Source organism: Pseudosulfitobacter pseudonitzschiae (genome assembly GCF_900129395.1).
Lineage (GTDB): Bacteria > Pseudomonadota > Alphaproteobacteria > Rhodobacterales > Rhodobacteraceae > Pseudosulfitobacter > Pseudosulfitobacter pseudonitzschiae.
On record NZ_FQVP01000005.1, the window covers coordinates 352,958 to 370,378 of the forward strand.

The window sequence follows — 17,421 nt, forward strand, 5'->3', positions numbered from 1 at the left end:
AACGGGCCTAAGCCAGCATTGCCATCGGGTTTTCAAGGTTGTCCTTGATCGCGTTCAGCAACTCGGCCCCCAATGCGCCGTCGATGACGCGGTGGTCGACCGACAGGGTGACCGACATGACCGTGGCCACAGCCAGTTCGCCGTCCTTGCCGACAACCGGTTTCTTGACGCCGGCACCCACAGCCAGGATCGCACCGTGGGGCGGGTTGATCACCGCGTCGAAGTTGTCGATGCCGAACATGCCCAGGTTCGAGATCGCAAAGCTGCCGCCCTGGTATTCATGCGGCGCAAGTTTGCGGTCGCGGGCGCGGGTGGCGAGGTCTTTCATCTCGGATGACAGGGCCGACAGCGACTTGTGGTGTGCGTCTTGCAGGACCGGTGTGAACAGTCCCCCTTCGATTGCCACGGCCACGGCCACGTCCGAGGGTGTCAGTTTCAGGATGCGGTCACCGGCCCAGACCGCGTTGGCGTCGGGCACCTGTTGCAGGGCGTTCGCGCAGGCCTTGATGATGAAGTCGTTGACCGACAGTTTCACACCGCGCGCTTCAAGCTGTTTGTTCAGCGTGGCGCGGAAGGCCAGCAGTTCGTCCAGATGGATGTCGCGGCGCAGGTAGAAATGCGGCACGGTCTGCTTGGCTTCGGTCAGACGGGCAGCGATGGTTTTGCGCATGCCGTCCAGCTTGACCTCGGTGTAGTCGCGGCCTTCGTACATTTTGGCGACGGCGCTGGCGGACGGACCAGAGGCCATTGCCGCTTTGGGTGCATCCGACGCCTCGGCGGGTTTGGACGCGGCGGCCTTGGGGGTGTCCGAGGCGGACAGCCCTTCGACGTCGGCCTTGACGATGCGGCCGTGCGGTCCCGAGCCGGAGACCTGAGCCAGGTCCACGCCCTTGTCCGCCGCGATGCGACGCGCCAGTGGCGAGGCAAAGATGCGTTTGCCATCGCCGCCTTTGGGGGCAGGTGGGGCAGCGACGGCTTCGGGTGTTGCAGCTTCCGGTGCTTTGGCGTCCGGGGCTTCCTTGGTCGCGTCCTCTTTTGGCGCCTCCTCTTTCGGCGCGTCGTCTTTCGGCGCGGCCTTGGCCGATCCGAGGTCATCGGCGCTTTCGCCGTCTTCCAGCAACACGGCGATCACGGTGTTCACCTTGACCCCCTCACTGCCTTCTTCGACCATGATCTTGCCGATCACGCCTTCGTCCACGGCTTCGAATTCCATCGTCGCCTTGTCGGTCTCGATTTCCGCCAGCAGGTCGCCCGAGCTGACGGTGTCGCCTTCTTTCACCAGCCATTTGGCCAATGTGCCCTCTTCCATGGTGGGCGAAAGCGCGGGCATGAGAATTTCAATAGGCATATCGCGCGCTCCTTATTTGTATGTCACGGTCTTGACCGCTTCGATAACCTCGGCGGTGGTGACCAGTGCGTGTTTTTCCAGGTTCGCCGCATAGGGCATCGGCACATCCTTGCCTGTGCAGTTGATCACCGGCGCATCCAGGTAATCGAACGCCTCCTGCATCAGGACCGAGCTGATGTAGTTGCCGACAGACCCCTGTGGCCAGCCTTCTTCAACAGTCACACAGCGGTTGGTTTTCTGTACCGATTTGATGATGCTGGCGGTGTCCATCGGGCGCAGGGTGCGCAGGTCGATGACCTCGGCGCTGATGCCCTCTTCGGCCAGTTTCTCTGCTGCTTCCAGGGCATAGGTCATGCCGATGCCAAAGCTGACGATGGTCACATCGCTGCCCTCGCGCCAGATGCGGGCCTTGCCGAACGGCACGGTGTAATCTTCCACGTCAGGTACGTCAAAGCTGCGCCCATAGAGGATTTCGTTTTCAAGGAAGATCACCGGGTTCGGATCGCGGATCGCGGTTTTCATCAGACCTTTGTAGTCCGATGCCGAATAGGGCATCGCGACCCTAAGGCCGGGGATCTGCATGTACCAGGCGGCATAGTCCTGAGAGTGCTGCGCACCGACGCGGGCGGCGGCTCCGTTGGGACCACGGAAGACCATGGGCGACCCCATCTGCCCGCCGGACATATACAGCGTCTTGGCGGCAGAGTTGATGATCTGGTCGACGGCCTGCATGGCGAAGTTCCAGGTCATGAATTCGACGATGGGGCGCAGACCGCCCCAAGAGGCGCCGACGCCGATACCGGCAAAGCCGTGTTCGGTGATCGGCGTGTCGATCACCCGCTTGGAGCCGAATTCATCCAACAACCCTTGGGAAATCTTGTAGGCGCCCTGATATTCGGCCACTTCTTCGCCCATCAGGAACACGTTTTCGTCGCGGCGCATTTCCTCGGCCATGGCATCGCGCAGGGCCTCGCGCACGGTCTGTTGTTTCAGCTTGGTGCCTTCGGGCCAGTCGGGTGTGGTGTCGACCGAAGGTGCCGCCGGGGCAGGGTGGTCCTTGCCGCTGGCGGCACTGTCGCCTTTGGCCTCTTCCTTGGCAGGGGCCTCGGCGGGTTCGGCAGGCTTGGACGCCTCGACGTCGCCGACCTCTTCGCCTTCTTCGACCAGAATGGCGATGGCGGTGTTCACTTTCACGCCTTCGGTGCCTTCTTCGATCAGGATCTTGCCAATCACACCTTCGTCGACGGCTTCGAATTCCATCGTGGCCTTGTCGGTTTCGATCTCGGCCATGATGTCACCGGATTTGACGGTGTCGCCTTCCTTGACCAGCCATTTGGCCAGCGTGCCTTCTTCCATCGTGGGGCTCAGGGCGGGCATCAGAATTTCGGTTGCCATGGATCAAGCCTCCTGCGGAATTTCGGTTGCGTAAATGTCGGTCCACAGCTCGTCGAGCGCAGGCTCCGGGCTGTTCTTGGCGAACTCGGCACTTTCGTTCACCACGTCTTTGATCTTCTTGTCGATGGCTTTCAGGTCCTCTTCAGTCGCGTGCTCGCCCTGAAGCAGCAGCGTGCGCACGGCTTCGATCGGATCACGCTCGTCACGCATTTTCTGCACTTCCTCGCGGGTCCGGTATTTGGCCGGGTCCGACATCGAGTGGCCGCGATAGCGGTAGGTTTTGATTTCCAGGATATAGGGGCCCTTGCCCGAACGGGCGTGGGCCACGGCGGTTTCGCCGGCGGCCTTGACCGCAAGAACATCCATGCCGTCCACGGCTTCGCCCGGAATGCCGAACGCCTTGCCGCGTTCCCAGATTTCGGCGCTCGAGGTCGAGCGTTGTTGCGAGGTGCCCATCGCGTACTGGTTGTTTTCGATCACGAAGATGCAGGGCAACTGCCACAGCGCGGCCATGTTGAAGGTTTCGTAAACCTGACCCTGGTTGGCCGCGCCATCGCCGAAATAGGTGAATGTGACGTTGTCATTACCCTTGTACTTGTCCGCAAAGGCCAGCCCCGCGCCCAGTGGCACGTTGGCGCCCACGATGCCGTGACCGCCGTAAAAGCGTTTGTCCTTGGAGAACATGTGCATCGAGCCGCCCTTGCCCTTGGAATAGCCGTCCTCGCGGCCGGTCAGCTCGGCCATGACGCCATTGGGGTCCATGCCACAGGCCAGCATGTGGCCGTGGTCGCGGTAGGTGGTGATGCGGCTGTCGCCTTCCTTGGCCGTGGCTTCCAGGCCAACGACAACGGCTTCTTGCCCGATATAAAGGTGACAAAAGCCGCCGATCAGACCCATGCCATAAAGCTGTCCTGCCTTTTCTTCGAAACGGCGGATCAACAGCATGTCGTGATAATAGGCCTTCAGCTCGTCTGCCGAGACATTCGGCTTCTTGGTGGTCTTTCTCGCGGCCATGCGCGACCCTCCCTGACGTTAATAGTTTAGCGTTAAACTATCTTTTATCGGATTCGGCGGAGTGATGCGAGAGGTTATATTCAAGCGTGGCAATTCGCGCCCGTATCGTCGGGGAGTGCCTTGTTTTCCGGCACTTGAGTGTCTGAACCTGCGTGCAGGCGGCGGATTTGCAGGGCGTCGGCGCAGATCCGGGGGGCCAGACGTGCCACTGCCCCCGGCATACGGGGGCAGTGTGTCACTTGCTGTGCCGCGCCCTCGCGGTGGAACGGGATGAATTCCTCTGCGACAGACCGGGGGCGCGGCGGCGGGATTACAGAATGATATCCGACCCCAGCAAGGTGATTTCGCCGTCCAGGATCAGGTGGAAGTCGGCCAGGCCATCGCCGTCCACGTCACCGCTGACAAAGGTGCGCCCGTCCGAGATCACCGACCGCAATTCACCCGCGGTGCCGGTAAAGTCCGCGTCACCCAGGAAATTGAAGTTCTGGTCGCCGGCGGTGTTGATGTCCGCGTCGATGCCGCGCATCCGCAGGCGGTCCTCGCCTTGGGTAAAGTCGGTGATCACCTCGCGGGCGCCGCCGTTCCACAGGTCCTCGATCTCGGTAAAGATGAACAGATCGGCACCTGCGCCCCCTGTCAGCGTGTCGTTGCCGTGGCCGCCATAGATCATGTCGTCGCCCGCACCGCCGTCGATGACATCGCGCCCCTTTCCGCCATCCAGTATGTCGTTGCCATCGCCGCCGTTGATCACGTCGTTGGCCCCTTCACCCCGCAGCAGATCGTCGCCGCTGCCGCCGGTCATCGTGTCGTTGCCCTGACCCGCGATCACGGTGCGGGCCTGCGTGGACCCGGTGCCGTCAAAGCTGTCGTTGCCGTTGCCCAGCCGCACAAATCCCGACAGGCTGCCGGTCGCGGTGACATCGTCATCGCCCGACCCGGTCAGGATATTGCCGTTGATCGCGGCCGTTTCGCCGACGTTCAGGACATCATTGCCGCCTTTCATGTAAACACGTCCGTTGACCTGCGCCTGATCGGTCAGCTCCAGCGTGTTGGCTTGGTTGTTGAAGGTCAGGTCTGTGTTCACGGCAGAGGTGCCCATCAGATCCAGCCCGCCGCCGAACTTCAGCGATCCGGACAGGGTGCCGCCGTTCATGGTGACATCAGAGGAAATGGTGCCCGTGCCACGCAGCACGCCGGTGCCGGACAGGCTGACATCCGAGGTGGTGATATTGCCGTTCACCTCAAGCACACCCATCGACACCGTGGTGGGGCCCGCATGGCTGTTGGTGCCGTTCAGGATCAATGTGCCGGTGTCACCCAGAACCACGTCGCCTGCGGTGATATCCTGGTCGATGGTCAGGGTTGCGCCGTTGTTGACCGATATGATCGATCCGGTTCCCAGCCTGAGGTCTTCGCCGGCATCGCCGTCGATCAGGATGTTGCCGCCTTCGACGACAATGTCACCGGCCCGTACGCCCAGTCCGCCGGTGTCGAAGGTAACCGTGTAATTGCCCGAACCGAAAACGGCATCGCTGCCGTTGGTGAACAGGGCAGGAAGCGACACGACGATCAACAGGTCGGGGTCAAGCACCTCGACCTCCCAGTTGAGCGTGGTGAAATCCCAGTCGCCGTTGTCATTGAAGAGATTAAGAGAGTTCCAGGTGAGCTGTGTCATACCGATACCTCGTTAAACAATGGTTAACTCTCCCTAAGGATGTATTCAGGACTGTGTCACGAATTTGGCAAAAGATTGCTACTGGCAAATTATTTTAGATTTAGCCCTTATAAATATGATCATATCGCGCCCGTTCCGAGTTCTGGCCGCCATGTGGTTTCGAAGAAAAACAACCAAAAGTAGACTTGATATTTGAGTCCGATTCGGCCCTAAAGTCTTTGAATCCTAAGACTTTATCGCGCGCCGCATGGCCAGTGCGCTCCGGCGGGGATCAGAATGCACCCTCCGCGCCTGCGGAACATGGCAACTGGCAGGACAAAATACCCCGCAACCTCAGTCAGAGGGCGCAGTGTGCAGCAGTGGCAGGAGGAATGGCGAGAATCGGGACAGGCCAGCGCACAACTCTGCCACATTTGGCAGGGCGAGGCAGGTCGCGCGCGATTCGAACGTCGGAAAAATGTCAGGGAAAAATGTCGCGCGGGGGTCTTTGCCCGCCGCCGCGGCTTTAGCGGATCACGATCTCGTCGCTGCGGACCATGCCCAGAACGCGCCGTGCCTGTTCGTCCAGCAGGTCCAGGTCAAGAAAGTCGTCCGACAAGCGATAGGTCAGGTTTTCCATCCGCCGGACATCGGCGCGCACTTCGGCCAGCTGTGCGCTCAGGGCGCGGCTTTCGGCCTCGATCTGGGCGCGCTGGAACAGTCCGAAATCCCCCTGAACGGCGGCAAAGGTAAAGTATACGCACAGGGCAAAGGCCACGGCGAAAAAGAGGAATGTACCAAATGCGGGGCGCGCGATGCGGGTCATGACTGCTGCCTTCAGGTTTCGCCTCTTGGGTGGGCGATAGGATCGTTATGGCACAGATGATTCGCCAAGGGAATCCCTCGATTCGCTATGTGCGCACACAATCGGGTCAGGTGAATCCGGCGTGCAACACTGTGAAATGTGCCACCGCACCCCGGCGAGCAGGGCGGGGCGCGTGCGGCGATTGACCGGGTGCGGCTGCTTAGGAAAGCGCCGCCACGCCGGGCAATTCCTTGCCTTCCATCCACTCCAGAAACGCGCCTCCGGCGGTGGAGATATAGGTGAACGCCTCCGCCGCACCCGCCTGGTTGAGGGCCGCGACCGTGTCGCCGCCGCCTGCCACCGTCACCAGCGCACCCTCGCGGGTCAGCTTGGCCGCTGCTTGGGCCGCCGCTACGGTTGCGGTGTCGAAGGGCGCGATTTCAAAGGCGCCCAGCGGGCCGTTCCAGATCAGCGTTTTCAGCGTCTCGAAGGCGGTGACAATCTCGACCACTGCCGCATCACCTGCGTCCAGCACCATCTGGTCGGCCTCCAGCGACGTGTCACCGTTCAGCGCGATCAGCTCATAGGCGGCCCCGGCGGCAAAGGTGCGTGCCACGCGACCGTCCACCGGCAGGATCACCCGGCAGCCTCGGTCTTTCGCCTCGTCCAGAATGGCGCGGGCGGTGTCCAGCAGGTCATCCTCGCGCAGCGACGCGCCCATATCGGCGCCCATGGCGGCGAGAAAGGTGTTGGCCATGCCGCCGCCGATCACCAGAATGTCCAGCTTTTGCACGAGGTTCTGCAACAGGTCGATCTTCGTCGACACTTTGGCCCCGCCGACCACGGCCCCCACGGGACGCTCCGGCGCGCTCAGCGCGCTTTCCAGCGCCTGCAGTTCCGCCTGCATCAGACGCCCCGCGCAGGCAGGCAACAGCCGCGCCAGTGCCTCGGTGCTGGCGTGCGCGCGGTGGGCTGCGGAAAATGCATCGTTGCAATAGACGTCGCCCAGACCCGCCAGGCGCTGCGCAAAGTCAGGGTCGTTCTTTTCCTCGCCGGGGTAGAAACGGATGTTTTCCAGCAGCAGCACGTCGGCGCCCGCGATCTCGTCAGTGCCGGCCTCTGCGGCCTCGAGCGTTTCGATCAGGCGCACCTTGCGGCCCAAAGCCTCGGACAGGGCAGGGACCACCACCCGCAGGCTCAGGTCCAGCACGACCTTGCCCTTGGGGCGGCCAAAGTGGGCGATCAGGATCGGTGTGCCGCCCTGTTCCAGGATATACTGCACCGTGGGCACGATCCGCTCGATCCGCGTGGCATCGGTGACGTGGCCGTGTTCGACCGGCACGTTGATGTCCACGCGGCACAACACGCGTTTGCCCTTCAGGTCCATGTCGTCCAGTGTCTTCCAGGTCATCGTTTTCGTCCCCTTGATCCGATCCGTTGCGCGGTGTTTCGCGGCATTTCTCGTTCAGGTCAATGCAGCGGCTTGGCAAAAGCGGGTCTGCGCCTTAGGTATCCTTGCAATATCAAGACAGAGGAGCCGAAAATGGCCGAGATCAAAGACCCGGAAAACACCATCCTGATGGAGCTGAAAGACGGCACCGTCGTTATCCAGCTGCTGCCCGACCTGGCGCCCAAGCACGTCGAGCGGATGAAAGAGCTGGCCCGTGCCGGTGAATATGACAACGTTGCCTTCCACCGCGTGATCGACGGCTTTATGGCCCAGACCGGCGACGTGCAGAACGGCGACATGGAAGACGGCTTTAACCTCCGTGCCGCTGGCACCGGCGGCTCGTCGCTGCCCGACCTGCCTGCCGAATTCTCCAAGGTGCCGCACGCGCGCGGCTCCATCGGTGCGGCCCGTTCGGCCAACCCCAACAGCGCCAACAGCCAGTTTTTCATCAACTTCAAGGACAATGATTTCCTGAACGGTCAATACACCGTCTACGGTCAGGTCATTTCCGGCATGGAACATGTGGACGCGATCACCCGTGGCGAGCCGCCTGCGCAGCCCGACCGTATGATCAGCGTCAAGGTTGCCGCAGATGTTGCGTAACTTTCTGATCCCGCTGGCCTTTGTGGCCAGCCCTGCGCTGGCCACCGGTCTGGCCATCGAGGTCGAGGGCGAAAATGCCAAGGGCACGATCCAGATCGACCTGCTGGAAGACGTGGCGCCCGAGCATGTGGCCCGCATCACCGAACTGGCCGAGGCAGGCGCCTATGACGGCGTGGTGTTCCACCGCGTGATCGATGGCTTTATGGCGCAGACCGGTGATGTCCAGTTCGGCAAGTCCGATGGCGACACCTCTCGTGCGGGCATGGGCGGATCGGACAAACCCGACCTGCCGCAAGAGTTCTCTGATATCCCGTTCGAGCGCGGCGTGGTCGGCATGGCCCGTTCGCAAAGCGTGGACAGCGCCAACAGCCAGTTCTTTATCATGTTCACCGAGTATCCCTCGCTGAACGGTCAATACACGGTCGTGGGCCGCGTGACCGAAGGTCTGGACGTGCTGGACAGCCTGAAGCTGGGCGACCCGCGCACAGGCGCCATTGACGGGCAACAGGACGTGATGAAATCGGTGACCGTGACCGAGTGATCGGTTTTCAGGTTTCTTCGACAGGCCCGCGCAGCGATCTGCGCGGGCCTGTTGCGTTTGGGGCCATGCCGTGCGGTGCGGTATGGCTTTACCTTGGGCGCGACCTTTGTCACGGCGTTACATAGCGCGGGCAAAGGAGGATTCATGTACAGCTTTGGTCAGTTTATGTACAGTTTCGCAAAGATCGTGCGGGGGCTGGGGCCTGCGATGCCCACAGCCCATCCGGCCGAGGCGTTGCGCGCCGGTGTCGGGGCCTGCGTCGGGCTGGGGGTGGTCGGGTTGTTCATCCTGTCACCGCTGGTCGATCTGCGGTTGGGCCTGTATCTGATCGCGCCATTCGGAGCCAGCGCCGTGCTGCTGTTTGCCGTGCCCAACGCGCCACTGGCACAGCCGTGGTCGGCGGTGGTGGGCAACACGGTGGCCGCGTTGATTGGTGTGGCTGTCTGCCTGTCGGTGCCCGACCCTGCGCTGCGCATTGCGCTGGCGGTGGGGCTGGCGATTGCGGCGATGATCCTGTGCCGTGCGGTGCACCCGCCCGCAGGCGCCGTGGCGATGACCGCTGCCATGAGCCCGGATGCCGTGGCCCATCTTGGCTATTGGTTCGCGCTGGCCCCTGTGGCCGTGGGCACGGCAGCGCTGGTGGTGCTGGCGATGATCTATGCGCGCCTGACCGGGCGGCGCTATCCCTTTCGACATTTTGAGGATCGCAACGCACAGGGCACGACCGACCCTGCGCCGATGCAGCGTCTGGGGTTGACCAGGGCCGAATTGACCGACCTGCTGGACCGTTATCGCCAGTCGTTCAACATGGGGGCCGAAGATCTTGCGCGCTTGATCGGTGCCGCAGAGTTGCAGGCGGCCAGTCACCGCACCGGACCATTGACCGCCGCCGACGTGATGTCGCGCGATCTGGTCACCGTCACCGCCGAAACGCCGCTGGGTCAGGTGGCCGATCTGTTCCGGCGGCACCGCTGCACATCCTTGCCGGTGGTCGGGGCAGAAGACAGGTTTCTGGGTTTGATCTTCCAGATGCACCTGATCGACCGCGCCCGCGACGACGCACTGCGGCTGAACCGTGGCTTTGGCGCGGCGATGGCGCGGATGCTGGACCGCAGTCGTGACACACCCGCCCAAGCGCATGAGATCATGGGCGTTGCGGGGCCACGCGCGGTGCCCGAGACGCCGATCGCTGCCTTGCTGCCGATGATGGCCGAAGGCGCGGTGGACGCGGTTCCGGTGCTGGCGCGGGGCCGGTTGCAGGGCATCGTTACGCGTACAGACCTGATCGCGGCGCTGGCCAAGGTCAGCCTGCAACAGCCCGTGGCGGGCTAGGCGCTCAGGTTGGCGCGGGTGAAGGTCTGTCCGGCTCTGTTATGCTGCGGGAAGCGGACCATCGCGCAGATCGCAGCGAAGGTCGGCTTCGAGCCCTTTCCGCATTCCCCCGCGCGGAACAAGGCCGAAGGCCGCCGCGCATCGCCGGGCCGTCCGCCGGCACGGCGATTTGGTTTCTGTTGTGCGTGACGGATCGCTAGGATGTGCTTGGCTGCCATAAAGTGCCAGTCAGGCAGGTCTGATCGCCGCACCACGGCCCGACGATGCGCGGCTGAGTGAACAACCACACCCTCCCGCACATCGGACCTTGAACCACATCGCGCCTAAGGTCCGCTTTGAAGCGTTTCGCATCTCCCAACGAAAACGGGCGTCGCGGCAATGCCGGACGCCCGTTTCCCTAATCTCGAACGCAAGCCTTAGCCTTGTGGCTGGCCTTGCGGTTTGGGCGCGGGGGCAGGGGCCGCCTGTTTCGCGCCGCCGGGGTTCAGCGGGTCGTCCTGACGCTGCACGGACCCTTCGAAGTGCGCACCGCTTTCGATGGCGATGGTCTTGTGGATGATGTCGCCCTCGACCCGTGCGGTCGATGTCAGGCGCACCTTCAGGCCCCGCACGCGGCCGACGATGCGGCCGTTGATCACCACATCATCGGCGGTCACTTCGCCTTTGATCGTTGCGGTTTCGCCGATGGTCAGCAGGTGGGCGCGAATGTCGCCTTCCACGGTGCCCTCGACCTGGATGTCACCGGTTGTCTTCAGGTTGCCGGTGATGTGCAGATCGGACGACAGAACCGAGGCGGGCGGCTTTGCCTTGGGCGCGCTGGCCTTGAATTCGTTGGATTTCGGGGCCGCCGACGCCGGTTGGGCCGAAGCAGCAGGTGTGCTGGTTTTGGCCGCGTCGTCTTTGGGTCCGGGTTCGTTGATTTTGCTCTTAGAAAACATCGTTTGCAGCCTTGATATAGATCATGGGGTTTACAGCTTTGCCGCCAACGCGGACTTCGTAATGCAGGTGCACGCCGGTCACCCGTCCAGAGGCTCCCATATCACCGATACGATCCCCGCGCGAGACCCTTTGGCCAACTTTCACACGAAGTTGCGACATATGGGCATAGCGCGTCTCGATGCCGAAATCATGCTGGATCTTCACCAGTCGGCCATAGCCGTTGGACCAGCCTGCATGGGTGACCACGCCGTCGGCAGTGGCATAAAGGGGTGTGCCGGTGGGGGCGGCGAAATCAACGCCCTTGTGCATACGGCGGCCGCCCGTCTTGGGGTCGCGGCGATAGCCGAAGCTGGACGTGAAGCGAAAGGCGTTTTTCACCGGCAGCGCAAAGGGCGCTTTCTGCGCGGCGATGCGGTACATGTTCAACTGGTCCATCTGGTTCAACAGACGGTTGGCGCGCAGGGCATCGGCGCTGGGTTCTTCGCCGCGGGTCGAGAAGGACAGCGGCGTCAGCGGGCCACCTTGACCGGAATAGCCGCGGCGGACCTGTTCGATAATCTGTTTGGTGGGCATGCCAGCGGCGCGGAACATCTTGTCCAGCGGGGCGACGGAGATGGTCATCGCATCCTCAAGCTGGCGGAAAATCGCGTCGTTCTGGTCTTTCATCGTGGCGATCTGGTCGGACAGCTCGTCGGCGGCCAAAAGGGCGTCTTCGGCGTCGCGGGCGATCTGGTCACGTTCGGCTGCGGTTTCGGCCAGCGCGGTGGCGACAAAGTCCATCGGCGCACCAGCGCCGCCATTGTCCATCGCCATGCCGGTGTCGCCGTTGTCCAGGCGTTCGGTCAGGGCGGCGACTTTCTCGCGGGCCTCTTCACGGTCCTTCATCGTGCCGCGCAGGGTCGACTGGATCACTTCGATCCCGGTCTCCAGTTCACGGCGGCGCGTTTCGCTTTCCAACAGTTCCGATTGCATCACCGAAATCTGGGTCAGGGCGGCGTTGAACCGTTCCTGTGCGGCATGGGCTTCGGCGGCCCGGGCGTCGCGCTGTCCCGCCAGATCGTTCAGCCGGGCCTGATAGGTGCGCTGGTCGCGTTTGGCCTGTTCGCGGAAGTTGCCCGACCCGATGCTGTCCATCAGGATCACGGCGGTTGCGACAATGGTCCAGGCAATCAGCAGGGACGATCCGGTAAAGACCACAAGCTGTGTAACCGGACGCAGGCGTATGAAACGCGTGTCGCTGTCGGATTTGAGGAACACCCTACGTTCCGGAAACCACCGCTCGAGGGCGGCATCGAATTTGATTGCAAGGCGTGTGCGCAAACTGCCCGTCCTTTTCCCATCCCAAAAAAGGCGAAGTGTTCCCCAACACGGCCACCTTGTCGCTGTTGCATAAAGACCTCGGTGCAATCGGGCAACCGCTTTGGCCCTTGATCGGGGTTTTCCGGTAGATTCGGTGCCAAATGGGCAGAAAACCGCTTAAATAATTCGACTTAGCGGAGAGGCCTTGGGTGCGATAACCTCAGGTTGAAACTGCCAGCGGCCAGTAAAAGTCGGGCGGGATACCGGCCTCGGCGCGCTTTTCCTCGTTGAAGGGCGGCTTGAGCGCGCCGTGGAAATACTTTTGTACCAGTGTGTGAAACACCTCCTTGGGGTCGGCATTCTCGCGCCCGCAGAGGAAGTGAAACCATTTGGACCCGTATGCGACATGCGCCACTTCTTCGGCATAGATTGTCTCGAGCGCGGCCACGGCGCTGTCCGCTTTGGCCTGCTTGAAGATGCGGATCATGTTGGGGGTCACGTCCAGCCCGCGTGCCTCCAGCACCATCGGCACGACCGCCAGCCGGCCCATCAGATCCTCTGCGGTGTCCTCGGCGGCGCGCCACATGCCTGCGTGTGCGGGCAGGGCTCCGTAATGGCTGCCCATCTCTTCAAGACAATCGGCCATCAGGTTGAAATGTTTGGATTCTTCGTCTGCCGCTTTGACCCAGTCGTCAAAGAAACCCATGGGCATGGGCACATGGGAAAACCGCGCGATGATGTCCCAGTGCAGGTCGACCGCGTTCAATTCGATGTGGGCGACGGCGTGCAACAGGGCGATGCGCCCCTCGGGGCTGCCGGGTTTGCGGTGGGGCACGTCGCGGGGCGCCAGCAGTTCGGGGCGCGCGGGGCGGGCGGGCTGCATCGGCGGGCTGGCGGTGCCCACTTCGGGCGTCTGACCCGCTGCGCGCGCGCCTTGCCACTGCGCGGCCAACTTGCGCGACAGCGCGGTTTTTTCACGGCCATCGCCACAGCGCAGCACGGCGTCGGCCATCTGGGCCAGCGGCATCATCGGGGCGTCGGTCACAGGGCCTTCACCGCCTCCAGGACCTCCTCGGCGTGGCCGGGCACTTTGACCCGTGGCCAGATGCGGGCGATGGTGCCATCGGCGGCGATCAGCACCGTGGTGCGTTCGATCCCCAAAAAAGTCTTGCCATACATCTGTTTTTCCTTCCACACCCCGTAGTCTTCGCAGACCGTACCGTTTTCATCCGACAACAGCGGCACTGTCAGATCGTGTTTGGCGGTAAAATTGGCGTGTTTTTTCAGGCTGTCCTTGGAAATACCGTAGACCTGTGCGCCCGCATCGGCAAAGGCTTGCATATGCTCGGAAAAGGCAATGGATTCCTTGGTGCAGCCCGGCGTATTGTCCTTGGGATAAAAGAACAGAACCACAGGGGTGCCACGCAAGTTGGACAGCGTGACCTCCGGCCCTTCGGTTTGCGGCAAGGTGAAATCGGGTGCGGTTGAAGCTACTTCTATCATGACGGTCCTTGTCATACTGGCCCATCTGGGCATGCGCGAAACTGACTGTCATAGTAGCTTTGGAGCAGCAAGAATAAAGAGATGACCGACACCAAGTCGCCAGAACACTCCGTGACCGACCTGCCAAAGGTCAAGGCCACGGGCCGCAAGCGTCGCATCGCCAAGCGTGTGGGGCTGGGCAGTCTTGTGTTGATGGCGCTGTTGGGTGTGGCCGCCGTGGTGCTGATCACGGTGCTGGTGGGCAAGCCGATCGCAGCCCCCGACTGGCTGGAACAGCGGATTGCGACGCGGGTGAATGACAACCTGCAAGGCGTGCAGCTGACCTTTGACGAGGCCGAGCTGGTCGTGAACAAGGGCTGGCGGCCGCGTGCGCGCATCCGCAACGTGACCCTGCGCACGGCGGCGGGTGACGAGATCGTCAAGTTTTCCGAACTGGAAGCCAGCCTTGCGATGAAGCCGTTGCTGTCGGGCGAGGTGGTGCCGAAGAAAATCGAACTGACGGGTGTTTTCGTCACCCTGCGGCGAGATGCCGAAGGACAGGTGTCGTTGTCGAGCGGTCAGGGCATCGGCGGCGGGGTGGCCCGCAACGTGTCCTTGCCACAGGTGGTGGTTTCGCTGGACGCAGCTTTTGAACAGCCGCAACTGAAGGCGCTGACCAATGCGGACATTTACGGCGTCACCCTGCGCTATGAAGACGCACGTGCCGACCGTGCGTGGACGGCCGACGGGGGACGCTTCCGGTTGATCCGCACGGGCGAGGAACTGGCGATCTCTGCCGATCTGGCGCTGTTGTCGGGCGGCACGGGCGTTGCCACTGTCGAGGCAAACTATTCCAGCCGCATCGGCTCGGCCGCAGCCGAATTCGGGGTCACCATGGAAGACGTGGCCGCAGCCGACATCGCGGCCCAGGGACCGGCGTTCGCATGGCTCGAAGCCCTGCGCGCGCCGATTTCAGGGGCCTTGCGTTCGGGCGTGCTGGCCAATGGCAAGTTGGCCCCGATCAGCGCGACATTGCGGATCGGGAAGGGCGTGCTGCAACCCAACAACGAAACCCGCCCGATCCCCTTTCAGTCCGCAGGGACCTATTTCAACTATGACCCGGCCACGCGCCTTTTGCGTTTCGACGAAGTGACCGTCGACAGCAAATGGGTCACGGGGCGCGCCGAGGGTCAGGCGATGGTGGGTGGTCTTGAGGGCGAGGTCGGCCAGGTCGACACGCTGATCGGACAGTTTTCGGCCTCGGACCTGAAATTCAATCCGCGCGATCTTTATGCCGTGCCGGTGGTGCTGGACGGGGCCAACCTGGATTTCCGGCTGGAGTTGAACCCTTTTCGCGTGACGCTGGGGCAGATGCTGGTGTCGGACCAGGGGCAATGGCTTCGGGCGAACGGCAATATCACCGCCGAGCGCGAAGGCTGGCGGTTTGCCTTTGACGCGCAGGTCGACGAACTGGCCCCCGAACGGCTGCTGGCGCTGTGGCCCGAAAAGCTGATCGTCAAGACCCGTGACTGGGTGTCCCAGAACCTGCTGTCAGGGCATCTGCGCGAGGTCGATCTGGCGCTGCGGGGCGCGCCGAACACGCCGATGGAAACCTATCTGAGCTTTGACTTTGCGGATGCAGACCTGCGTTTCATGAAGACGATGCCGCCTATTCAGGAGGCATCCGGTCACGCCAGCCTGTTGCGAAACCGTTTTGTCGCCTCGGTCGACCAGGGCTTTGTCAGCGCACCGCAGGGGGGACGCGTGGGCATGGCCGGATCGTCCTTCATCATTCCAGACGTGACGGTCAAGGACGGGGCACCGGCCATCGCCCGGCTGGAAACCACCAGCACCGTGACCGCGGCCCTGTCGTTGCTGGATCAGGAGCCGCTGTTCGTGATGGACAAGGCCGGTCTGCCGGTGGGACTGGCAGACGGTCGGGTGACGCTGGACGGCACCATTGCCCTGCCGCTGCGCAAGGAACTGCAACCCGGTGAGGTCACCTATTCGGTCAGCGGCGCGCTTGCGGATGTGCGCACCGACGCGTTGGTGCCCAATGAGACCCTTGCTGCCAGTGCGCTCACGCTCAGTGCCGATAATGATGGCGTGCGAATTGCGGGGCAGGGCCGGTTGGGCAACGTGCCTTTTGACGTGGCCTGGGACCAGCCGCTGGGCGTCGAGGCCAAGGGCGGCAGCCAGGTGCGTGGCACGGTCGAAATCTCGCAGGCCACGCTGGATGAATTCAATATCACCCTGCCGCCGGGATCGGTGCGCGGCAAGGGCGTCGGCGAGATCGTGGTTGATCTGCCGCCCAAGGGCGGCACGCCGCGCATGGTGCTGACCTCGAACCTGCGTGGCCTCAGCATGCGACTGGCGCCGCTGGGCTGGTCCAAGGCCGCGGGCACGGCAGGATCGCTGCGCATCGAGGCCACATTGGGCGAACGCCCCGAGGTAACCGCCATCAGCCTGGACGCCGCGGGGCTGCAGGCCAGGGGCAGCGTGACGCTGGATGCCGCCGGCGCGCTGCAAAGGGCCAGTTTCTCGCAGGTGAAGGTCGGCAACTGGATGAATGCGCCCGTCGACATCATCGGACGTGGCCGCAGCGCCGCACCGGAAATCCACGTGCGCGGGGGGACAATCGACCTGCGCACCGCCAATTTCGGTGCGGACAGCGCGGGCGGAAGTGGCCAGTCTACCGGACCGCTGGTTCTGTCGCTGGACCAGTTGCGGATCACCGACACGATTGCGCTGACGGGGATGCAGGGCACCTTTGGCACGGCCAACGGGCTGGATGGCAAGTTCACCGGCAAGATCAACGGCGGCACAGCGGTCGCGGGGCGCGTTGTGCCGCAGAACGGGCGCAGCGCGGTGCGGATCACCTCGCAGGATGCGGGCGGGGTCGTGGCCTCTGCCGGGATCATCCAGAACGCGCGGGGCGGTGACCTGAACCTGACCCTGTTGCCGGTGGGGCAGAACGGCGCCTTTGATGGCGAACTGACCATTCGCAACACACGGGTCAAGAACGCGCCCGCCATTGCCGATCTGCTGGCGGCCATTTCGATCGTCGGCCTTCTGGAACAGCTCAGCGGTGATGGCATCGTCTTTTCCGAGGTCGACGGATCGTTCCGGCTGACACCCAACCGCATGACCCTGACCAAGGCCAGCGCCACCGGCCCGTCGTTGGGCATTTCGATGGACGGCATCTACAATCTGAACGATTCCACGCTGGACATGCAGGGGGTGGTTTCACCGGTTTACCTGCTGAACGGGATCGGTGCGATCTTTACCCGCAAGGGCGAAGGGCTGATCGGCTTCAACTATCAACTGACCGGTCCCTCGGCCAAACCCAAGGTCAGCGTGAACCCGCTTTCGGCGCTGACGCCGGGGCTGTTCCGCGAGATTTTCCGCCGCCCGCCGCCGCAGGTGCCGGACCTGGACAGTCCCGAAGTGCAAGACGGCGGCACAGTGCCCGAGGCATTCGCGCCGCCCGAGCAAAACGTCACACCGGCGCAGGAGCGGCGGCAACGCCTTGATAGCCCGAATTATGGGCGTTAAGGGC

Annotated in this window: 14 protein-coding genes; 4 read left to right on the plus strand and 10 right to left on the minus strand. The window is 62.9% G+C overall.

All coding sequences use genetic code 11. From position 1 onward, the window contains the following. Positions 1–7 precede the first annotated feature (7 nt). From BUC08_RS16325 to BUC08_RS16350, 6 genes are all read right to left on the minus strand, one after another. A complete protein-coding gene (locus BUC08_RS16325) occupies positions 8–1,348 on the minus strand; it encodes a pyruvate dehydrogenase complex dihydrolipoamide acetyltransferase (protein ID WP_037929352.1) in 1,341 nt (446 codons plus the stop codon). 12 nt (positions 1,349–1,360) lie between these two features. Further along, a complete protein-coding gene (locus BUC08_RS16330; RefSeq protein ID WP_037929354.1) occupies positions 1,361–2,743 on the minus strand; it encodes a pyruvate dehydrogenase complex E1 component subunit beta in 1,383 nt (460 codons plus the stop codon). Between the two features lie 3 nt (positions 2,744–2,746). Next, entirely contained in the window at positions 2,747–3,757 is a 1,011-nt protein-coding gene (gene pdhA, locus BUC08_RS16335; RefSeq protein WP_037929356.1) for a pyruvate dehydrogenase (acetyl-transferring) E1 component subunit alpha, read from the minus strand. Between the two features lie 310 nt (positions 3,758–4,067). Then, the gene (locus tag BUC08_RS16340) at positions 4,068–5,432 is read right to left on the minus strand and encodes a calcium-binding protein (RefSeq protein ID WP_051694599.1); all 1,365 of its coding nucleotides are present in this window, start codon (positions 5,430–5,432) and stop codon (positions 4,068–4,070) included. 505 nt (positions 5,433–5,937) lie between these two features. Further along, on the minus strand, positions 5,938–6,237 hold the full coding sequence (locus BUC08_RS16345; RefSeq protein ID WP_037929361.1) for an FtsB family cell division protein: 300 nt from the start codon (positions 6,235–6,237) through the stop codon (positions 5,938–5,940). A gap of 199 nt (positions 6,238–6,436) precedes the next feature. Next, positions 6,437–7,627, minus strand: coding sequence for a phosphoglycerate kinase (locus BUC08_RS16350; protein WP_037929364.1), 1,191 nt, complete (start codon positions 7,625–7,627; stop codon positions 6,437–6,439). 132 nt (positions 7,628–7,759) lie between these two features. Here BUC08_RS16350 and BUC08_RS16355 point away from each other — a divergent pair, with 132 nt between their 5' ends. The 3 genes from BUC08_RS16355 to BUC08_RS16365 all read left to right on the plus strand — a co-directional run bounded on the left by BUC08_RS16355 (position 7,760) and on the right by BUC08_RS16365 (position 10,142). Beyond that, positions 7,760–8,269, plus strand: a complete 510-nt coding sequence (locus BUC08_RS16355; protein WP_037929367.1) for a peptidylprolyl isomerase — start codon at positions 7,760–7,762, stop codon at positions 8,267–8,269. Continuing rightward, positions 8,259–8,810 carry a peptidylprolyl isomerase gene (locus BUC08_RS16360; protein ID WP_037929370.1) on the plus strand — a complete coding sequence of 184 codons (552 nt, stop codon included), beginning with the start codon at positions 8,259–8,261 and terminating at the stop codon, positions 8,808–8,810. The genes BUC08_RS16355 and BUC08_RS16360 overlap by 11 nt, the downstream gene beginning before the upstream one ends. 144 nt (positions 8,811–8,954) lie before the next feature. Continuing rightward, positions 8,955–10,142: an HPP family protein gene (locus BUC08_RS16365; protein WP_224769676.1), complete on the plus strand. Its 1,188-nt coding sequence runs from the start codon at positions 8,955–8,957 to the stop codon at positions 10,140–10,142. A gap of 416 nt (positions 10,143–10,558) precedes the next feature. Here the strand turns inward: BUC08_RS16365 and BUC08_RS16370 are convergent, their stop codons facing one another. From BUC08_RS16370 to BUC08_RS16385, 4 genes are all read right to left on the minus strand, one after another. Further along, positions 10,559–11,080 (minus strand): bactofilin family protein, encoded by a 522-nt coding sequence (locus BUC08_RS16370; RefSeq protein ID WP_037929377.1) that lies wholly within the window; start codon positions 11,078–11,080, stop codon positions 10,559–10,561. Then, the gene (locus BUC08_RS16375; RefSeq protein WP_037929380.1) at positions 11,070–12,401 is read right to left on the minus strand and encodes a M23 family metallopeptidase; all 1,332 of its coding nucleotides are present in this window, start codon (positions 12,399–12,401) and stop codon (positions 11,070–11,072) included. Before BUC08_RS16375 ends, BUC08_RS16370 begins: the two co-directional genes overlap by 11 nt. A gap of 199 nt (positions 12,402–12,600) precedes the next feature. Then, positions 12,601–13,410 carry a ferritin-like domain-containing protein gene (locus tag BUC08_RS16380; RefSeq protein ID WP_037929491.1) on the minus strand — a complete coding sequence of 270 codons (810 nt, stop codon included), beginning with the start codon at positions 13,408–13,410 and terminating at the stop codon, positions 12,601–12,603. 11 nt (positions 13,411–13,421) lie between these two features. Continuing rightward, on the minus strand, positions 13,422–13,883 hold the full coding sequence (locus BUC08_RS16385; RefSeq protein ID WP_037929387.1) for a peroxiredoxin: 462 nt from the start codon (positions 13,881–13,883) through the stop codon (positions 13,422–13,424). A gap of 81 nt (positions 13,884–13,964) precedes the next feature. On the opposite strand from BUC08_RS16385, the gene BUC08_RS16390 reads away from it, so the two are divergent. Continuing rightward, the gene (locus BUC08_RS16390) at positions 13,965–17,417 is read left to right on the plus strand and encodes a YhdP family protein (protein WP_073194295.1); all 3,453 of its coding nucleotides are present in this window, start codon (positions 13,965–13,967) and stop codon (positions 17,415–17,417) included. Positions 17,418–17,421: the final 4 nt, after the last annotated feature.